Consider the following 19,292-nt stretch of genomic DNA (forward strand, 5'->3'; position numbering starts at 1 on the left):
TGGTATCGTGCTTCTTTTGGGAGGATCGTGCCCGTGTGGCGATCTTAAAGAGTTTTTCCGGCCCGTTACCGTGGAACGGTCCCAGCCGGTATTCGGACGGCCCACCACCGGCGCGTGACGATCGCGGCCAGCGCGGCCCCCGTCGCGTTGACGATCACATCGTCGACGGAGCTCACCCGTCCCAGGCGCAGGGCGTACTGGAGGACCTCCACGGCGAGCGACGCCCCGGCCGCCACGGCCGCGATCCCGGCGAGTGACGCGAACCGCGCCGAACGCACGGGAAGCATGGCCCCGAGCGCGGCGAAGACCAGGAGATTCCCTCCGACCTGCACGAACGCCGCCTGTCCCGGTCCGTGGAGGGTCGTCCACAGGTCCGCGAACGGGACGAGGCTGACGCCCGGGACCCCCGCCCCGGGGGTGAGGATCATCCAGATCCAGGGTGCGGTCCCGGCCACCGCGACCACGTCGGCCAGGGCGGTGCGCGCGGGGAAGGGGTGGCCGGCGCGGGCGCGGTGGAGGGTCAGCAGGCCGACGGCCACGACGGCCGCGGGGACCGCGAGGAAGGCCGCCAGGACGATGTTCCCCCACTGCTGCCACGCCTGGTGCATGAGGCAATGATCAATGGTGCGGTGCGCGGGGTCCGGCCGGACGGCCTTCGGGGTTACGAGAAGGTGACCTTCGAGCAAGGGTCGTTCCCATCCCCGGCAGCGGCGAGAAGACCTCTGGGCGCGGGAGATCCGGGGGCGGGGAGAGGCACCCGGCCGAGGCGCGCCCTCCCGGAGGGCGAGGCGGGCGCCTCGGCTCGGCCTCGAGGCAGTCCCGGAGCCGTCTCCTCAGAGGGTCTCCAGAGTGGCCCTCAGGGTGGTCTCAGAGCGGTCTCAGAGCGGTCTCAGAGCGGTCTCAGGGCAGGGGTGCCGGGGCGAGGTTGCGTCCGAGGAAGTGCACGGCCCGGTCCCAGGCGGCCCGCGCGGCCTCCGGGTCGTGGAACTGCGGGGCCTCGTGGTTGTGGAAGGCGTGCCCGGCCTCCTCGGCGACGTAGACCTCGACGTTCGACCGTCCGGCCGCGGCCTTCTCCACCACGGAGACCCGCTCCCGCGGGATGTAGGGGTCGGAACCGCCGAACACGAGCAGCAGCGGGCAGGTGATCTTCTCCAGCATGCCCGCCGCGTCGGGTACGGCGGATCCGTAGAACGACAGGACCGCGTCCACCTCGACCGTGGCCGCGAGCAGGTAGCCGATCGAGCCGCCCAGGCAGAACCCGACCACCCCGGCCCCGCCCTCCGCCTCGGGCAGCCCCCGCAGGTGCGCCAGGGCCACGGCCGAGTCGGCCACCCCGTGGGGAACGTCGAACGTGGAGACCATCTCGATAGACAGGGCCGTTCCGGCGTCGTCGTGGCCGGACACCCAGTTGGGCCGGATCCGCCAGAACAGGTCGGGGGCGCCGACGACGTACCCGAGCGCGGCCAGGTCCTCGGCCACCTTCCTGATGTACGGCCCCACCCCGTAGATCTCCTGGACCAGCAGGACGACGGGGCCCCGGCCGGCCGGGGGCAACCACAGATGCAGGTCGAACGAGCCGTCGGCGACGGTGACCGTCTCGGTGCGAGCTTCCACGTGTTCCTCCTGCTGGCGTATGGCGACCGCCTGCGTACGGCGACCGGCTGATGTACGGCGACGGACGGGCGGTGAGACGAGCGAGCAGTGAATCGCATACCCGTCGAACGCGGACAGATGTGCGGGCGGACGCACGGCCTGCCCGTCAGATGGTTCTGGCCAGGGCGCGGGAGATGCCCAGCGCGGCGGCCTTGACGGCCGGGGCCAGCCGGGTGGGCTGGAAGCGGGCCAGCGGCACCGAGACGGACAGCGCGGCCACGGCCACGCCGTCGCCGAACACCGGGGCCGCGATGCACGCGCCGCCCAGCTGTGCCTCCTCCCGCTCGTAGGCCAGTCCCGCCGCCTGGATCTGGCCGATGGCCTCCTCCAGACGGCGGGGGTCGACGATCGAGTGCGGGGTCAACCGGCGCAGCGGGCGGCCGAGGACCTCGTCGATCAGGTCGGGCCCGGAGTAGGCCAGCAGGGCCTTGCCGATCCCCGTACAGGTCAGCGGGAGGCGCCCGCCGACGCGTGAGGGCAGCGCGAAGGTCTCCTGGCCCCGGATCTTCTCGACGTAGACGACGTCGAGGCCGTCGCGCACGCCCAGATGGACCGTCTCGTGGGTCGCCTCGTAAAGGTCGTGCATGAAGGGCAGCGCCGCGTGTCTCAGGTCGCGCTCCAGGGGCACGATGCTTCCGAGTTCGAAGAGGCGGCGGCCGAGATAGTAGCCGTCCGGGCGGCGGGTGACCGCGCCGATCGAGGTCAGTTCGGTGAGCAGCCGGAAGGCGGTGGTCTTGGGCAGGTGGCAGCGCTCGGCGACGTCGGCCAGGCGCAGCGGTCCTCCCGTGGGGCGGAACGCGTCGAGCACGAGCCAGGATTTCTCCAGCACGGACAGCCGATCGGGGTTCCGTTTCACGGAACGCATTCTTGCCTATGGGCCACTCACGGCTCTATACCCGTACATAGTGACCTTAAGGAGTACATCACCGAGGAGCAGTCTTGTCTGACCAGGTGAACCACTTCATCGGCGGGGTGCCGGTCGCCGAGGGCGCGACGTTCAGCACCTGTGACCCGGTGACCGGCCTGCCGGTGCGCGAGGTCCGCGAGGCGGACCGGGAGATCGTCGGCAGGGCGGTGGCCGCCGCCCGCGAGGCCCTGCCCGCGTGGGCGGCGCTGCCGGTGGCGGAGCGCGCCGCCTGGATGCGCCGCCTGGCCGACGCGATCGAGGAGCGGTTCGAGGACCTGGTGGCGGCGGAGATCGCCGACACCGGGAAGTCGGTCACCCAGACCCGCACCCTGGACATCCCGCGCGGTGCCGCGAACTTCCGGTCGTTCGCCGAGATCGCCGCCCAGCACCCGGAGGACGCGTTCCACCTGACGGACGTGCTGAGCTACACCGTCCGCAAGCCCCTCGGCGTGGTCGCGGTGATCGTGCCGTGGAACCTGCCGTTCCTGCTGGCGACCTGGAAGCTCGGTCCCGCGCTCGTCGCGGGCAACACCGTCGTGGTCAAACCCTCCGAGCACACGCCCGGCTCGCTCGCGGTGCTCGCGGAGATCGCCGCGTCGATCGGCCTGCCCACCGGCGTCCTCAACGTCGTGAACGGCTTCGGGGGCGGCTCCACCGGCCAGTTCCTGGTGGAGCACCCCGGCGTGGACGCGGTCACCTTCACCGGCGAGAGCCGTACCGGATCGACGATCATGAAGGCGGTCGCGGACCGGGTCAAGCCCGTCTCGTTCGAGCTGGGCGGCAAGAACGCCGGGCTGGTCTTCGCCGACGCGGACCTGGACGCGGCCGTCGAGGGGAGCGTGCGGTCGGTCTTCACCAACGGAGGCCAGGTCTGCCTGTGCACCGAGCGGCTCTACGTGCAGCGGCCCGTCTTCGAGGAGTTCACCGCCCGGCTGGCCGCGCGCGCCGGGGAGCTGCGGTTCGGCCGCCCCTCCGACGAGGACGCCACGATGATGCCGATGATCTCCGCCGAGCACCGGGACAAGGTGCTCTCCTACTACGAGCTGGCCAGGCACGAGGGCGCCGAGATCCGCGCCGGGGGCGGGGTGCCGCGCTTCGGCGACGACCGCGACGGCGGCTACTACGTCGAGCCGACCGTGCTGACCGGCCTGCCGCCCGGCTCGCGGGTGAACCGGGAGGAGATCTTCGGCCCGGTCTGCCACATCGCCCCGTTCGACACCGAGGCCGAGGCGGTCGGGCTGGCCAACGACAGCGAGTACGGCCTGGCGGCGACCGTCTGGACCTCTCACCTGAGCAGGGCCCACCGGGTGGCCAGGTCGCTGGAGGCCGGGCTGGTCTGGGTCAACACCTGGTACCTGCGCGACCTGCGCACCCCCTTCGGCGGGGTGAAGCTGTCCGGCATCGGCCGCGAGGGCGGCACGCGCTCGCTGGACTTCTACTCCGAGCCCACCACGATCACCATCAAGCTGGAGCCTGGACATGACTGAGTGGAGCGAGGCCACCGACGTGCACGCGGAGGCGGCCGACCGGCTGCTGGAGGCGGCCAGGAGCGGCAAGCCGTGCGCCCCGGTGCGCGAGACGCTGCCGAACCGGAGCGCCGAGACCGGGTACGCCGTACAGGAGATCAACACCAGGCGGGCGCTGGACGAGGGCCGCAGGCTGGTCGGCAGGAAGATCGGGCTGACCTCCGCCGCGGTCCAGCGCCAGCTCGGCGTGGACCGGCCGGACTTCGGGATGCTCTTCGCCGACATGGCCTATCTCGACGGCCTGCCCGTGCCGACCGGCCGCTTCCTGCAGCCCAGGGTCGAGGCGGAGGTCGCGCTGGTCCTCGGGGACGACCTGGAGGGCGGCCCGTTCACGGTCGCCGACGTCATCCGGGCGGTCGACTTCGCGCTGCCGGCGATCGAGATCGTCGACAGCCGCATCGCGGGCTGGGACATCACGCTCGTCGACACGATCGCCGACAACGCCTCCAGCGGCGCGTTCGTCCTCGGCAACACCCCGTCGAGCCTGCGCGGCCTGGACCTGCGCCTGGCCGGGATGACCATGAACCGGCGCGGCCAGGAGGTCTCCACCGGTGCGGGCGCGGCCTGCCTCGGGCACCCGCTCAACGCCGCGGTCTGGCTGGCCGACGCGCTGGGCGGCACGGACTTCCCGCTGCGCGCCGGGGACGTCGTGCTCACCGGCGCGCTCGGCCCGATGGTCGACGTCGAGCCCGGTGACGCGTTCGAGGCCCACATCGAGGGCCTCGGCTCGGTCAGGACGGTGTTCTCTTGACGGCCCCCGCCGTGACGGCTCGCACCGCGGGGGAACTCGGGAAGGCGGTCCTCTCGTGAAAATCGCCATCATCGGTTCGGGGAACATCGGCACCGACCTGATGTTCAAGGCACTGCTGTCGGAGAAGGTGGAGGTCGTCGCGATGGCGGGCATCGACCCCGACTCCGACGGCCTGGCCCGCGCCCGCCGCCGCGGGGTCGCCACCACCCACGAGGGCGTCGAAGGGCTGGTCGCGCTGCCCGGGTTCGCCGAGGTGGACGTCGTCCTCGACGCGACCTCCGCGGGCGCGCACCGGCACAACGACCGGGTGCTCCGGGCGCACGGCAAGCGCGTCATCGACCTCACCCCCGCCGCTGTCGGTCCCTACGTGGTGCCCCCGGTCAACCTGGAAGCCCACCTCGCCGAGCGGAACCTCAACATGGTCACCTGCGGCGGGCAGGCCACCATCCCGATCGTCGCGGCGGTCGCCTCGCGGGTGCCCGTCCGGTACGCGGAGATCGTCGCCTCGATCTCCTCCCGGTCGGCGGGGCCCGGCACCCGGGCCAACATCGACGAGTTCACCGAGACGACCTCCCGGGCGATCGAGCGGGTCGGCGGGGCGGCGAGGGGCAAGGCGATCATCGTCCTCAACCCGGCCGAGCCGCCGCTGATCATGCGTGACACGGTCTACTGCCTGGTGGACGAGTGCGACGAGACGACCGTGGCGGAGGTGGCGGGCGCCGTGCTGGAGATGGTGGCGCGGGTCAACGACTACGTGCCCGGCTACCGGCTCAAGCAGGACGTGCAGTTCGAGACGATCCCGGCCGGGGAACCGCTGCCCGACGGCACCCGCGACGGCGGCGTCAAGGTGACCGTCTTCCTGGAGGTGGAGGGCGCCGCCCACTACCTGCCCGCCTACGCGGGCAACCTCGACATCATGACCGCCGCCGCGCTGCGCACGGCCGAGCGGCTGGCCGAACGGCCGGCCGGGCCGCCGTCCCGGGCCGTGGACGCGGCCCGTGCGGAGGACCGGGAGCGTACGGGCCGGGCCGCCCGTACGGACGCGGAGGTGGGCACGTGAGGCTGTACGTGCAGGACGTGACACTGCGGGACGGCATGCACGCCGTCCGGCACCGCTACACCGTCGCCCAGGCCGCCGGGATCGCCGCGGCCCTCGACGCCGCGGGGGTGGCGGCCATCGAGGTCGCGCACGGCGACGGTCTCGCCGGGGGCAGCTTCAACTACGGCGCGGGCGCGCACACCGACGACGAGTGGATCGAGGCGGTCGCCGGGGTCGTGCGGCGGGCGAGACTGACCACCCTGCTGCTGCCCGGCATCGGCACCATCCACGACCTCAGGCGCGCCCACGCCCTCGGCGTCACCTCGGTCAGGGTCGCCACCCACTGCACCGAGGCCGACATCTCCGCCCAGCACATCTCCACCGCGCGCGAGCTCGGGATGGACGTGGCCGGGTTCCTGATGATGTCCCACATGGCTCCGGCCGAGGAACTGGCCAGGCAGGCCGCGCTCATGGAGTCGTACGGCGCCCACTGCGTCTACGTGACCGACTCCGGCGGCCGGTTGACCATGGACGGGGTCAGGGAGCGGGTCAGGGCCTACCGTTCGGTGCTCGGCGAGGGCACGGAGATCGGCATCCACGCCCACCACAACCTGGGCCTGGGCGTGGCCAACTCTGTCGTCGCGGTGGAGAACGGCACCTACCGGGTGGACGCCTCCCTCGCCGGGATGGGCGCGGGAGCGGGCAACTGCCCGATCGAGGTGTTCGCCGCGGTGGCCGACCTGATGGGCTGGGAGCACGGCTGTGACCTGCACGCGCTGATGGACGCGGCCGACGACCTGGTCAGGCCGCTGCAGGACCGGCCGGTCCGGGTGGACAGGGAGACGCTGACGCTCGGCTACGCGGGGGTCTACTCCAGCTTCCTGCGGCACGCCGAGGCGGCCTCGGCGCGGTACGGGGTCGACACCCGGACCATCCTGACCGAGGCGGGCCGCCGGCGGATGGTGGGCGGCCAGGAGGACATGATCGTGGACATCGCGCTGGACCTGGCACGGGCGGGGGTGGGGGCGCGACCGGACCCGGCAGGGGCGGGGGTGGGGACGAGACCGGACCCGGCGCGGGAGGGGAAGCGGTCATGACCGATCTGCACAAGCTCGCCGCCGTCCTGGACGAGGCCGCCCGCACCGGTCGCGCGGTGCCGAGGCCCGAGCAGGACTACGGCGTGGCCGACGCCTACCGGGTCCAGGAGGAGCTGATCCGGCTCCGCCTGGAGCGGGGGGACCGGCTCGCCGGGGTGAAGCTGGGCTTCACCAGCGAGGGCAAGCGCCGCCAGATGGGCGTGCGCGACGTCATCTTCGGCCGGGTGCCGGAGTCGTCGGCCATCCTCGACGGCTCGTACGCCGATATGTCGAGATACATCCATCCGAGGGTGGAGCCGGAGGTCGTCTACCTCGTCGGGCGGCGCATCGCGTCGCCGGGTGACGCGCTCGCGCCGGGCGCCGTCGCGGCCGTCGCGACCGGCATCGAGGTCATCGACTCGCGCTACGAGGACTTCAGGTTCTCGCTGCCCGACGTGATCGCCGACAACACCTCGGCCGCCGGGTACGCCGTCGGCCCCTGGCAGCCGTACGACCCGTCGCGGTGGAACCTGGGCGTCGTCCTGGAGATCGACGGGCGCGTGGTCCGCACCGGGTCGACCGGCGCGATCCTGGGCGACCCGCGCCGGGCCCTCGCGGAGGCCGCGCGCCTGGCCCTCCGGACGGGGACGGTCCTGGAGCCGGGCTGGATCCTCCTCGCCGGTGCCGCCACGCCCGCCGAGCCGCTGGAGCCCGGCGCGCGGGTGCGCGCCGAGATCCAGCACCTGGGCTCGGTCTCGTTCACCGCCTCCGCACCGGAACCCGCTCCGGGGGTCGCGGGGACTTCTTCGGGGGTTCCAGGGACTCCGAGGACTACAGGGCCCCCGGGGGCCCCGAGGGAGGGATCATGAGCGACGGGCTCGTCGTCGCGGGGAAGGCCACGCCGCGAGGCAGGTTCCCGCACGTCAAACGGGCGGGAGACTTCCTGTACGTGTCCGGGACCAGCTCGCGCAGGCCCGACAACACGATCGTCGGAGCCGAGGCCGACGAGTTCGGCACGGTCACGCTCGACATCGCCGAGCAGACCAGGGCCGTGATAGAGAACATCGGCGACATCCTCAAGGCGGCGGGAGCCGACCTGAGCGATCTCGTGCAGATCACCACCTACCTGGTGAACATCAACGACTTCGGCGGGTACAACGCGGTCTACGCGGAGTACTTCGACGAGACAGGCCCGGCGCGCACCACCGTGGCCGTCCACCAACTGCCCCACCCGCACCTGCTCATCGAGATTCAGGCCGTGGCCCACCGACCGGAGGAGCGCCCGTGATCCCGCCCATCGACCTCACCACGTGGATCGACGAGCACGCCCACCTGCTCAAGCCGCCGGTGGGCAACAAGATGGTCTTCGAGGGCGCCGGCGACTTCATCGTCATGGTCGTCGGCGGCCCGAACGCGCGGACCGACTTCCACATCGACCCGTACGAGGAGCTCTTCTACCAGATCCGCGGCAACATGCACGTCAACGTGATGACCCCCGAGGGGCCGGAGACCGTGCACGTGCGTGAGGGCCAGATGTGGCTGCTTCCGGCGAACACGCCGCACTCGCCGCAGCGCCCCGAGGAGGGGTCGGTCGGCCTGGTGGTGGAGCGGATCAGGCCGGAGGGCGTGCTGGAGCGGTTCCTCTGGTACTGCCCTCGGTGCAGTGGCGTGGTCCACGAGGTCGAGCTCCAGGTCCGCGACATCGTGACCGACCTGCCGCCGATCTTCCAGGCGTTCTACGACGACGAGAAGGCGCGCACCTGCGGGAACTGCGGCACCGTCCACCCCGGCAAGGGATAGTCGTTGATCATCGACGTCCACACGCACCACGTCCCCAAGGGCTGGCCCGACCTCGGCTGGCCGGGGGCGCCCCGGCTCAGGGTCGACTCCGAGCGGGAGGCCGTGATCCTGCTCGGGGACCGGGAGTTCCGCAGGATCGCCGACGACTGCTGGAATCCCTCGGTCCGCCTGGAGCGGATGGACGCCGACGGGGTGGACGTCCAGGTCGTCTCGCCGACGCCGGTCTTCTTCTCCTACGAGCGCCCGGCGGCCGAGGCCGTACGGGTCGCGAGGGTGTTCAACGACCTGGCGCTGGAGATCTGCGCCTCCGAGCGGCTGGTGCCCTTCTGCCAGGTGCCGCTCCAGGACCCCGACCTGGCCTGCGCCGAGCTGGACCGGTGCCTGGCCGCCGGGCACGCGGGCGTCGAGATCGGCAACCACGTCGGCGACCGCGACCTCGACGACGAGGGGGTCGTCCAGTTCCTCCAGCACTGCGCCTCGGTGGGCGCGCCGGTCTTCGTCCACCCCTGGGACATGGCGGGCGGCCCCCGGCTGGAGCGCTGGATGGCGCGGTGGCTGGTCGGCATGCCGGCCGAGACGCACCTGTCGGTGCTGGCCCTGATCCTGGGCGGCGTTCTCGACCGGGTGCCGGAGACGCTGCGGCTGTGCTTCGCGCACGGCGGCGGCTCGTTCGCCTTCTGGCTCGGCCGGTTCGAGAACGCCTGGCACCGCCGCAACGACCTGGTGGGGGCCTCGGACTTCCCTCCGTCGCACTATCTCGACCGGTTCAGCGTGGACTCGGTCGTGTTCGACGAGCGGGCGCTGCGGCTGCTGGTCGACACGATGGGGGAGGACGGGGTGATGCTCGGCTCCGACTTCCCCTACCCGCTGGGCGAGTCGCCGGTGGGATCGCTGGTCCGCCGGGCGGGGTTCCTGTCCGGCACCGCCCGCGCGAAGCTGCTCGGCGGCAACGCCATCCGTTTCCTCGGCCGTCAGCCGGGGTGGAATGCCATGAAATCTGACATTGACGGCATTATGGGGGGATTGCCAGGCACCTAACCGGGAGACGACTCGTGGCCATCAGCCGTGCGGAGTGTGTCGCGCTCGACGCCGCCGACCCCCTCAAGGACGTCAGGGACGAGTTCGTCCTGCCCGACGGGACGATCTACCTGGTCGGCAACTCCCTCGGTGCCCCGCCGAAGACCGCGGCGGCGGCGGTGACGCGGACCGTGGAGCAGGAGTGGGGAGGCCGCCTGGTCGGCGCCTGGAACACCGCCGGCTGGTTCGACCTCCCGCTGACCACGGGCGACCGGATCGCCCCGCTGATCGGCGCGGGCCCCGGCCAGGTGGCGGTGGGCGACAGCACCTCGATCTCCATCGTCAAGGCCGTGTCCGCCGCCCTGGGGCTGCGCCCCGGGCGCCGGGTCGTCATCTCGGACCTGGCCAACTTCCCCACCGACCGCTACGTGGTCGAAGGGCTGGCCGAGGCGCTGGGCGGCTACGAGATCCGCGACGTCACCGGCGTCGACGACCTCGCCGGCGCCCTCTCCGACGAGGTCGCGTGCGTGCTGCTGTCGGAGGTGGACTACCGGACCGGGGCCCGCCACGACACGGCGTCGGTCACCGCGCTGGTCCAGGCGGCGGGCGCGCTGATGATCTGGGACCTGTGCCACAGCGCCGGCGCCTACCAGGTGGACGTCTCGACGGCCGACTTCGCGGTCGGCTGCACCTACAAGTATCTGAACGGCGGCCCGGGATCCCCGGCCTTCGTCTACGTCCACCCGCGCCACCAGGCCGAGGCACGGCCCATGCTGACCGGCTGGCACGGCCACGCGGCGCCGTTCGCCTTCGAGCCCGGCTTCCGCCCCGCCGACGGCATCCGGCGCTTCACCGTGAGCACCCCGCACGTGATGTCCTTCGCCTCGCTCAACGCCTCGCTCGACATCTGGGAGCGCGTCGACCTGGCCGCCGTACGGGCCAAGAGCGTGGCGCTGGGATCGATCTTCATCGAGCTCGTCGAGGAGCTCTGCGCGCCGTACGGGCTGGAGCTGGTCTCGCCCCGCGACCCGGAGCGCAGGGGCAGCCAGGTCAGCTTCGGCCACCCCGACGGCTACCCGGTCATGCGCGCCCTGATCGACCGTGGCGTCCACGGCGACTTCCGGGCCCCCGACGTGCTCAGGTTCGGGTTCGCGCCCCTCTACATCCGCTTCACGGACGTCTACGACGCGGCCGTGATCCTGGCCGAGGTGCTGGAGAAGGAACACTGGCGCGACGACCGCTACAACCACCGCCTCGCCGTCACCTGAGGTCGCCGTTACTTGAGGGGCCGTCACCTGAGGTCGCTGTCACCTGGGAGAAGGGCACCCCGCTGCGGGAAAGGCGTCCCGGCCGGGAGAAGGCGGGCGCCGGCCGAGGGAAGCGGGCCTCCGCCGGGAGAAGCGGGCCTCAGCGCCTGCTCAGCCGGCGTCCCTTGTACATCGGGTGGTCGGTCTCCCAGTATCTCCAGCCCTCCACCCGCGCGGGGACGCTGGCCACTCCGGCGGCGATCTTGCGTACCCGGCAGCTGTAGATCTGCCGCCACGCGGAGAAGCCCACCCGGTAACCGAAAACGCGGTACCACATGTTCCCGTACTTGCCGTCGGTGATCTCCTGCACGTATTCGTGACCGGTCTCGACGATGTATTCCTCGGCGAGCAACGGGTTCACCATGTTCCGCAACTGGCGGATCAGCTCGTCCCTGTCGATCTCGCCGATTCTTTCCCTCTCGATTTCCATCTCGGCGTACACGCGGTGCTGCCGGGTGACCGAGACCGTCATCGTGCCGCCGGGGCCGTCGATGAAGCGCGTACGGGGAACGAAGAAATTCCTCGGCCTGAAGGAGTGGAATCTGAAGAAGGACCTCGGCTTGCATTTCTTGCGCGCCTGTTCCAGAAGCGTGTGGCGGGGGCCGTCGTCATCGTCGTCGTCATCGGTGCCGAAGTCGGTGCCGGTGCCGGTGGTGGTCTCGCTGTCGGGGCCGGTGTCGGCTCCGGAGTCGGTGTCGGTGTCGGTGTCGTCAGGGCCGGAGGTGCTGGTGGAGGAGCTGGTCGACCTGACGGACGAGTCCGAGTCGGGTGGCGGGTCGCTGAGCGCGGACGCGGTGGCGGGTGAGGGGAAGGCGGGGGATGCGGGGGACACGGGGGCCATGAGGGCCACGGAGAGGGATCCGGCCAGGGCCAGCATCGCCGGCCGGCGCCCCTTTCGCCGTTCGCGCGTGGTCGCGGCACTTGTTTCAGGGGTGGGAGTGATCATGGAGACACCATTCCCTTCGAGACGTGGTCCGTGGCCGCGACCAATCCGCTGACCGGAATACGGCTTTTGCCGGTACGCCGAGGCGCTCAGCGTGACAGTGATGATGCTTACAGTCGCGATTGAGGGGCATGTGGTGACACGCCGAGACCCCGTCCACCGAATAGGGAAAGGCGGGTGGAAGGAGGGCTAGGGTGATTGCCCGCCGGGGCGCGCCGACTCGTCGCCGTGCTGCGAGGGCGCGTCGAGCCTGGCGACGAGCCTCTTGGGGGCGACGGCGCGGTAGCTCTCCTCGACCCAGTCGAGGAGAGCCTCGGTCTCCGGGAGCGCGCCGGAACCCGTCAGGGGAATCGACACCCACCCCGCTCTGCCCAGCCCGTAGCCGGACGGCCTGGCGCCCTCGACCGCCAGCGCGTGGCCGTTCGACTCGGGCAGCTTCACCCCGACGCTCGGACTCCACTTCTCGGTCGGCTCGTCGACGCCGAGGAAGAGGAAGATCTTCTTGTTGACCTTGACGACCGTGTCGCCCCAGGGGTGGTCCTCGTAGGCCTCCGGCAGGCGCAGCGCGAACTCGCGCAGCGTCTCGCGGACCTCACGCCAGTTGTCCATGGCGCCCATTGTGAACCTCGGCACCGACGGTTCCGGCCGGATCCGGCACGGGCCGGCCCGGGTGCCCGGGACCGTGCGGTTCAGGGGCGCGGGAGGCTCCGCAGGTTCGCCTTCGCCATCTCGATCATGCGCCCGACCCCGCCGTTGAGCACGATCTTGCCCGCGGCCAGGGCGAACCCCTTCACCTGCGCCCGGCTGATGTTCGGCGGCATGGCCAGCACGTCCGGGTCGGTGACGACGTCCAGGAGGAAGGGGCCGGGAGTCGCGAAGGCCGTGGCCAGGGCCTCCCGTACGTCTGAGGGACTCTCCACCCGCAACGATCCGATCCCGGCCGCGGCGGCGATCGCCGCGTAGTCGACGGGAGCGTGGTCGGTGCCGAAGTCGGGCATCCCGTCCACCATCATCTCCAGCTTCACCATGCCGAGCGAGGAGTTGTTGAACACCACCGTCTTCACCGGCAGGTCGTGCAGCCGGACGGTGAGAAGCTCCCCGAGGAGCATGCCGAGCCCGCCGTCCCCGGAGAGCGAGACGACCTGCCGGCGACGGTCGGTGAACTGGGCGCCGATGGCGTGCGGGAGGGCGTTGGCCATGCTCCCGTGCCAGAACGAGCCGATCACCCGGCGGCGCCCGTTGGGGCTGAGGTAGCGGGCGGCCCAGACGGTGCACATCCCGGTGTCCACGGTGAACACCGCGTCGTCGGCGGCCAGCTCGTCGATCAGGTTCGCGACGTACTCGGGGTGGATCGGGAGGTGGTGCTCGATGTCGTGGGTGTACGCCTCCACGACGTTCTCCAGCGCCTTGAGGTGCTTGCCCAGCATCCTGTCGAGATGGCGGCGGTCCGTCTTCTGGGCGACATGGGGCAGTACCGCGCGGATCGTCGCGCCGACGTCGCCGTGCACGGCCAGCTCCAGCGGGGTCCTGCGGCCCAGGCGCGCCGCGTCGTGGTCGATCTGGACCGTACGCGCGCCCGGCAGGAAGTCGTCGTAGGGGAAGTCGGTCCCGGCCAGCACCACCAGGTCGGCCTCGTGCATCGCCTCGTAGCAGGCGCCGTACCCGAGCAGTCCGCTCATCCCCACGTCGTAGGGGTTGTCGTACTGGATCCACTCCTTGCCGCGCAGCGCGTGCCCGACCGGGGCCAGGGCGCGTCCGGCCAGCGCCATGACCTCGTCGCGGGCGTGGCGCGTCCCGGCGCCGCAGAACAGCATCACCTTCTCGGCGCGGTTCAGCGCCGCCGCCAGCTCGGCCACCTGGTCGGGGTGGGGGACGACCGTTCCGGTCCTGGTCAGGACGTCGTGCTCGCCGGTGGGGCGGGCGGCGGGCAGGTGCGCCACGTCGCCGGGAAGCACCACGACCGAGACGCCGCCGAGGCCGATCGCCTGCTGGACGGCGATATGGAGCACCCGGGGCATCTGCTCGGGAGTACCGATCATGTCGCAGAAGTGGCTGCACTCCACGAACAGGCGCTCGGGGTGGGTCTCCTGGAAGAAGCCCGTGCCGATCTGGGAGGAAGGGATGTGCGAGGCCAGCGCGAGCACCGGGGCGCCGCTGCGGTGGGCGTCGTAGAGCCCCTGGACCAGGTGGGTGTTGCCGGGCCCGCAGCTGCCCGCGCAGACCGCCAGGCGCCCGGTGACCTGCGCCTCGGCCGCGGCGGCGAACGCCCCGGCCTCCTCGTTGCGCACGTGGATCCACTCGATGCCGCGGGTCTTCCTGACGGCGTCGACCACCGGGTTCAGGCTGTCGCCCACCACCCCGTAGATCCGTTCCACCCCTGCCTGGCGGAGAACCTCGATGAACTGCTCGGCAACGGTCGCCATGGTGCCCCCTTGTTTCCGGCGTCACCGGGGTACCTCACCGTATTTCGCCGGATCACTCCGGATCACTCCTGGAGGAAGTGCCCGACGAGGTGCTCGGAGACCGCTTCCGGGCGCTCGACGTTCGCCAGGTGGGCCGCTCCGGGCAGGACGACGAGCCGGGAGCCGGCGATCCCCTCGGTGATCCGTTCCGCGTGCTCGGGCGGCGTGGCGGGGTCGTCGGCCCCGGCGAGCACGAGCGTGGGCGCCGAGATCAGGGGCAGCTCGGCGCGGAGGTCCATGGACCCGACGGCCTCGCAGCAGGCGGCGTACCCCTCGGCGGAGATGCCGCCGAGCATCGCCGCGTACGGTTCCCGCCCGGTGAAGGCGGGGGTGAACCACCGGGCCATGGCCGTCCCGGCGATCGACGCGGTGCCCGCCTCGCGGACCGCGTTCGCCCGCTCGGCCCAGGACTCGGGGGTGCCCAGCTTCGCCGACGTGCACAGCAGCGCGAGCCGGTCGATCCGCGCGGGCGCGTGCGCGGCCAGCCACATGCCGACCATGCCGCCGAGCGAGAGCCCCGCGAAGGAGACCCGTGGCAGTTCCAGCAGGTCGAGGAGGTCCAGCACGTCACCGGCCAGGTCGGCGATCGAGCACCTCCCCGTCGCCGGGGACCGCCCGTGGCCCCGGTGGTCGAAGCGGACGACCCTGAAGTGCCCGGTCAGCGCCTCCATCTGCGGATCCCACATCTCCAGCGTGGTGCCCAGCGAGCCGGCCAGCACGACCGGCCGCCCGCCGGCGGGTCCTTCGATCTCGTGATGCAGCACTGTTCACCTAACGCACATAAGTTCTTTATCCGGACATACTGTAGCCGGGAGGATACGTTCTCCAGAGAAGATGGCCAGGTCCGGCCGGAGGCCTGTCACTTTCCGTGGCGCTCTACCTACCATGCGGCGAGGTAACCGCTCATGGAAGGGTCCAGATGACCGGGCAGAACTCAGCGACCGCGTCCGACTACGTGTTCGACAACGACGGGGACCACTCGTCCGACCAGCACCACTATCTCGCTCGGCTGCTGGATCCGCTGACCTTCGAGCGCCTCGCCCTGACCGGCGTCGGCGCCGGCTGGGACTGCCTGGAGGTCGGCGCCGGCGGAGGCAGCGTGGCCCTGTGGCTGGCCGATCGGGTGGCGCCGGGCGGGCGCGTGCTGGCGACCGACATCAAGCCGGGCCTGATCCCGTCCAGGCCGGGGCTGACCGTGGCCCGCCACGACATCGTCACCGACCCGCTGCCGGAGGGCGCGTTCGACCTGATCCACGCCAGGCTCGTGCTCAGCCACCTGCCGCGGCGCCGCCAGGTCCTGCGACGCCTGTGGGCCGCGCTGCGGCCCGGTGGCTGGCTGCAGCTCGACGAGATCGACATCACCCGCTGGGTGGCGCCGCCCACCTCCGGCGGGCGTGAGGGGGAGGTGTACGGGGCCTACGTCACGGCGATGGCCCGGGTGCTGAGCGCGGCCGGCAGCGATCCGACATGGGGGGGCTCAGCCGCGCGGGACATGGCGGCGGCGGGCCTGGTCGACGTCGACCAGGCCCGCTGGACCGAGGTGTGGGAGCGGGGTTCCGCCGGGCTCGGCCTCCTGATCAGCAACAGCCACCACCTGGAGGACCGCCTGGTGGAGGCGGGGATGACCCTCGGGCAGCTCCGGGAGGTCCGGGAGGTCATGTCGGCTCCGGGTTTCAGCGCCCCCTCCTTCGAGATCCACTCGATCCTCGGTCGCAGGGCGGGCGACGACTGAGCGCCTCGCGGGACGCGTGACGGCCGGGCGTCCCGCGGGTCGGTGTCACGGGCGTCCCGCGAGTCGGTGTCACGGTCGGACGTCGCGTGATCCTGTGACGGCCGAGCGCCCCGGGGGCGGTGTGGCGGCCGGGTGTCACGCGTCACGCGTGACGGCAGGGGGTGGGGCGCGGACGAGGTGCCCCGGTTGTGGTAGGTGGGAAGGCCGGGGGTAAAGACCCTGGTATGACGGTCACGGGTCTCACCGCGCGTATCGCCGAAGCGTGGACGCGTGCTCGTCATCGTCACGGCTGGCTGGACCACCTGGTGCGCGCCGGAGTGCGCTACGACGAGGTGGACGCCGGACGGCTCTCGGCGGCGCTCACCTACTACTCCTTCTTCGCCGTGTTCGCTCTGGGGCTGCTCGGCTTCGCCGTCATCGGGCAGGTCCTCGACGACCCGCAGGTGGTGCGCGCCGTCGAGGGCTACCTCTCGGAGAACTTCCCCCGCCTGGACGTGCGGGCGTTGCAGAGCGCCAGGGCCACGGCCGGGGCGATCGCCTTCGTCGGCCTGCCGCTCACCGGCCTGTTCTGGATGGACGCCCTGCGCTCGGCGATCAGGGCCATCTGGCGGATCGAGGAGTATCCGGGCCGCTTCGTGATGCGCCAGGTCATCGACCTGGGGGTGATGGCCGGTCTTGGACTGCTGCTGTCCGCCTCGCTCGCGGTGGCCTTCGTCGCGGAGACGGTGCTGAACTGGTTGTTCCTGCACACGGTGGGCGTCGACGACACGTTGTCGCGGTGGCTGCTGTCGGCCGCCGCGTTCGTGATCGGGCTGGCCGTCAACACCCTGCTGGCGATCGCCCTGCTCTGCGCTCCGCCGCGCCTGCGGCTGTCGTCGCGCCGGGTCATCTGGCCCGCCCTGCTCATCACCGCGGGGCTGGAGGTTCTCAAGTCCCTGGGCCAGGTCTACCTGGAGATGACCGTGGGCAATCCCGCCTACCACGTCGTCGCCGGTGCCGTCGGGATGCTCGTCTTCCTCAAGATCCTCAACCAGCTGATCCTCTTCGCGGCGGCGCTCACCGCCACCGGCGAGGGCACCATGATCGATTTGGCCGCCCGCCGTGCCCGCTCCGAGGCCGCGCGCGATTCCGAGGCCGCGCATGAGTCCGAAACCGTGTGCGAGTCCGAGGCCGCGCATGAGTCCGAAACCATGCGCGAGTCCGAGACCGCAAGCGACTCCAAGGCCGTGTGCGAAAACGATGCCGTGCACGATTCCGAGGCCTTACACGAGTCTGAAGCCGAGGTCGCACGCGAGTCCGAGGCCGCGCGACTCCGAGGTCGTGCGTGAGGACTCCCCGGTCGCGAGCGGCGGCTCCCGGTCCGCCGGTGCGGGCTCCCGGGGCGGGCCCGAGGGCCCCGCTCCGGACGTCTCGCGGGGTCCGGTGGGTGGTCCTCACCCGTCCTCCCCGTCCGTCCCTTGTGACGGTCCGCAGGAGAACCCGGGCTCCGCGACACGCCGGATCTCACATCTCGTATTTCGGCCATTTACCGGCGCTGTGATCTGTGCCACCCTCCATAACAAAGCTCTAGAAGCGGATTCTAGATTTTGGCTACAGGAAGGCCGGCGCATGGTCGACACGCCCACCACCCCACGCCTGAAACTCGGAGCGCCTCGCAACGGAGAGGTCGACGCAGGGTCTCGCGCCCCCTACGGCTGGGCCCCCCTGGTCGTGCTCTTCATCGTCGGGCTGGTCGACCGCATCGAGTTCAACCTGTTGTCCGGAGTGCTGCCGCTCATCCAGGCCGAGTGGGGCTTCAGCGACACCGTCGCCGGTTCCATACCGACCGCCTCCGCCCTGGCGGCCGCGCTCGTCGCGCTGCCCGCCGGGTACTTCGCCGACCGGCGCAGCCGTACCCGGATCATCGCCGTCGTCGTCTTCTGCTGGGCCCTGGCCACGCTTGGTTCGGGGCTGGCCACCGGGTTCGCGATGTTCTACGCGATGCGCGTCTTCCTCGCCGCCGCGGAGAGCATCGACAATCCGGCCGCCGGCAGCCTCCTGGCCGACTACTACCCCCCGGCCACCCGTGCCCAGGCCTACGGCTGGACCCGGGTGACCGCCTACCTGGGAGGCATCGGCACGCTGCTCGGCGGCGTGCTCGCGGAGGCGTTCGGCTGGCGCAGCGCGTTCCTGATCATGGTCGTGCCGGGCGTGCTCACCGCACTCCTCGTGTGGCGGCTCCACGAGCCCGTCAGAGGCAACCTCGACCGGCTCGTCGCCGGCGCGGCCCCCGCCGGTCCCGGCACCGATCCCGGCCCCGTCCTCGACGCCGGTTCCGGCCTCGCCACCGCCGAGGCGCCCGCTCCCAAACCGCCTTTCGCCCGCCAGTTGCGCGAGGTCCTCACCATCCGCACCCTGCTCGCGGTCTCCGTCGGCCTGATGCTGCTCAGTCTTGGCCTCGCCGGGGTCTTCTACTGGCTGCCCTCGCTGCTGGTGCGCAACTTCGGTATCGGCCCCGCCGCCGCGGGTTCGCTGAGCGGTCTCATGACCATCGTCGGCGTGGTCTCGGGAACCCTGATCGGCTCGTGGCTCGGCCGGCGCTGGCACGGCACCCGCAAGGGCGGCAGGCTCCTGGCGGGCGGCGGGGGCATCACGGCGGGGTCGGCGGTCCTGGCCGCCGGGCTCTCGATGGACTCCCTGGCCGTCTTCTGCCTGGTGGTCACGGCATCCAGCGTGCTGATGTCGATGGCCATCCCCAACCTGACCGCCTCGCTCGCCGACGTGATCGGCGCGGCCTCCCGCGGCCTCGGCTTCGCCGTCCTCCAGGTCCTCATCACCGCCGGCGCGGCGTTCGGGCCGCTGGTCGTCGGCATCGCCTCCGACAGCACCGGCTCGCTCATCTCCGCCATGTACGTCCTCATCGTGCCCATGGTGATCGGCGGCCTGCTCACCCTGTTCGCCCGCGGCTTCTTCGAGAGCGACGCGCGGCGGGTTCTCGAAGACGCCCGCCGCTGACCCCGGCCCGCCGGACCGGTCGTCCATCGCCGGATGGGCGACCGCCGGCCGGCGGCGAATGGTGACGGAACGATGTCAATCCGTG

At 71.5% G+C, this 19,292-nt stretch carries 19 protein-coding genes; 12 read left to right on the forward strand and 7 right to left on the reverse strand.

Annotated features, from left to right (window positions below; translation table 11 throughout):
• Positions 1-65: 65 nt before the first annotated feature.
• The 3 genes from AB0G15_RS15580 to AB0G15_RS15590 all read right to left on the reverse strand — a co-directional run bounded on the left by AB0G15_RS15580 (position 66) and on the right by AB0G15_RS15590 (position 2,518).
• The gene (locus AB0G15_RS15580; RefSeq protein WP_362839547.1) at positions 66-608 is read right to left on the reverse strand and encodes a VanZ family protein; all 543 of its coding nucleotides are present in this window, start codon (positions 606-608) and stop codon (positions 66-68) included.
• 292 nt (positions 609-900) lie between these two features.
• On the reverse strand, positions 901-1,614 hold the full coding sequence (locus AB0G15_RS15585) for a dienelactone hydrolase family protein (protein WP_362839549.1): 714 nt from the start codon (positions 1,612-1,614) through the stop codon (positions 901-903).
• 145 nt (positions 1,615-1,759) lie between these two features.
• Positions 1,760-2,518 (reverse strand): IclR family transcriptional regulator, encoded by a 759-nt coding sequence (locus tag AB0G15_RS15590; RefSeq protein ID WP_362695205.1) that lies wholly within the window; start codon positions 2,516-2,518, stop codon positions 1,760-1,762.
• A gap of 74 nt (positions 2,519-2,592) precedes the next feature.
• Here AB0G15_RS15590 and AB0G15_RS15595 point away from each other — a divergent pair, with 74 nt between their 5' ends.
• The 9 genes from AB0G15_RS15595 to kynU are packed head-to-tail and all read left to right on the forward strand — an operon-like array spanning position 2,593 to position 11,037.
• Positions 2,593-4,047, forward strand: a complete 1,455-nt coding sequence (locus tag AB0G15_RS15595) for a 2-hydroxymuconic semialdehyde dehydrogenase (RefSeq protein ID WP_362839552.1) — start codon at positions 2,593-2,595, stop codon at positions 4,045-4,047.
• Positions 4,040-4,837 (forward strand): fumarylacetoacetate hydrolase family protein, encoded by a 798-nt coding sequence (locus tag AB0G15_RS15600; protein ID WP_362839554.1) that lies wholly within the window; start codon positions 4,040-4,042, stop codon positions 4,835-4,837. Before AB0G15_RS15595 ends, AB0G15_RS15600 begins: the two co-directional genes overlap by 8 nt.
• 55 nt (positions 4,838-4,892) lie before the next feature.
• The gene (locus tag AB0G15_RS15605; protein ID WP_362839557.1) at positions 4,893-5,897 is read left to right on the forward strand and encodes an acetaldehyde dehydrogenase (acetylating); all 1,005 of its coding nucleotides are present in this window, start codon (positions 4,893-4,895) and stop codon (positions 5,895-5,897) included.
• Positions 5,894-6,973, forward strand: a complete 1,080-nt coding sequence (dmpG, locus tag AB0G15_RS15610) for a 4-hydroxy-2-oxovalerate aldolase (protein WP_362839560.1) — start codon at positions 5,894-5,896, stop codon at positions 6,971-6,973. Before AB0G15_RS15605 ends, dmpG begins: the two co-directional genes overlap by 4 nt.
• Entirely contained in the window at positions 6,970-7,821 is an 852-nt protein-coding gene (locus AB0G15_RS15615) for a fumarylacetoacetate hydrolase family protein (RefSeq protein WP_362839562.1), read from the forward strand. The genes dmpG and AB0G15_RS15615 overlap by 4 nt, the downstream gene beginning before the upstream one ends.
• Positions 7,818-8,240, forward strand: a complete 423-nt coding sequence (locus AB0G15_RS15620; RefSeq protein ID WP_362839565.1) for a RidA family protein — start codon at positions 7,818-7,820, stop codon at positions 8,238-8,240. The genes AB0G15_RS15615 and AB0G15_RS15620 overlap by 4 nt, the downstream gene beginning before the upstream one ends.
• A complete protein-coding gene (locus tag AB0G15_RS15625; protein WP_362695187.1) occupies positions 8,237-8,752 on the forward strand; it encodes a 3-hydroxyanthranilate 3,4-dioxygenase in 516 nt (171 codons plus the stop codon). Before AB0G15_RS15620 ends, AB0G15_RS15625 begins: the two co-directional genes overlap by 4 nt.
• Positions 8,753-8,755: 3 nt before the next feature.
• The gene (locus AB0G15_RS15630; protein WP_362839567.1) at positions 8,756-9,790 is read left to right on the forward strand and encodes an amidohydrolase family protein; all 1,035 of its coding nucleotides are present in this window, start codon (positions 8,756-8,758) and stop codon (positions 9,788-9,790) included.
• A 14-nt stretch (positions 9,791-9,804) separates the two neighbouring features.
• On the forward strand, positions 9,805-11,037 hold the full coding sequence (gene kynU / locus AB0G15_RS15635; protein ID WP_362839570.1) for a kynureninase: 1,233 nt from the start codon (positions 9,805-9,807) through the stop codon (positions 11,035-11,037).
• Between the two features lie 139 nt (positions 11,038-11,176).
• Here the strand turns inward: kynU and AB0G15_RS15640 are convergent, their stop codons facing one another.
• The 4 genes from AB0G15_RS15640 to pcaD all read right to left on the reverse strand — a co-directional run bounded on the left by AB0G15_RS15640 (position 11,177) and on the right by pcaD (position 15,245).
• A complete protein-coding gene (locus AB0G15_RS15640; protein ID WP_362839572.1) occupies positions 11,177-12,022 on the reverse strand; it encodes a hypothetical protein in 846 nt (281 codons plus the stop codon).
• A 186-nt stretch (positions 12,023-12,208) separates the two neighbouring features.
• Positions 12,209-12,628, reverse strand: coding sequence for an MmcQ/YjbR family DNA-binding protein (locus AB0G15_RS15645; RefSeq protein ID WP_362839575.1), 420 nt, complete (start codon positions 12,626-12,628; stop codon positions 12,209-12,211).
• 80 nt (positions 12,629-12,708) lie between these two features.
• Positions 12,709-14,442 (reverse strand): pyruvate dehydrogenase, encoded by a 1,734-nt coding sequence (locus tag AB0G15_RS15650; protein WP_362839578.1) that lies wholly within the window; start codon positions 14,440-14,442, stop codon positions 12,709-12,711.
• Between the two features lie 62 nt (positions 14,443-14,504).
• On the reverse strand, positions 14,505-15,245 hold the full coding sequence (gene pcaD / locus AB0G15_RS15655; protein ID WP_362839580.1) for a 3-oxoadipate enol-lactonase: 741 nt from the start codon (positions 15,243-15,245) through the stop codon (positions 14,505-14,507).
• A 155-nt stretch (positions 15,246-15,400) separates the two neighbouring features.
• On the opposite strand from pcaD, the gene AB0G15_RS15660 reads away from it, so the two are divergent.
• The 3 genes from AB0G15_RS15660 (at position 15,401) to AB0G15_RS15670 (ending at position 19,207) form a co-directional block, all read left to right on the forward strand.
• Entirely contained in the window at positions 15,401-16,213 is an 813-nt protein-coding gene (locus AB0G15_RS15660; RefSeq protein WP_362839583.1) for a class I SAM-dependent methyltransferase, read from the forward strand.
• 224 nt (positions 16,214-16,437) lie between these two features.
• Positions 16,438-17,541 (forward strand): YihY/virulence factor BrkB family protein, encoded by a 1,104-nt coding sequence (locus AB0G15_RS15665; protein ID WP_362839585.1) that lies wholly within the window; start codon positions 16,438-16,440, stop codon positions 17,539-17,541.
• Between the two features lie 280 nt (positions 17,542-17,821).
• Positions 17,822-19,207 (forward strand): MFS transporter, encoded by a 1,386-nt coding sequence (locus AB0G15_RS15670; protein WP_362839588.1) that lies wholly within the window; start codon positions 17,822-17,824, stop codon positions 19,205-19,207.
• Positions 19,208-19,292 lie beyond the last annotated feature (85 nt).

Origin of the sequence: Streptosporangium sp. NPDC023825 (genome assembly GCF_040639575.1) — a bacterium.
GTDB lineage: Bacteria > Actinomycetota > Actinomycetes > Streptosporangiales > Streptosporangiaceae > Streptosporangium.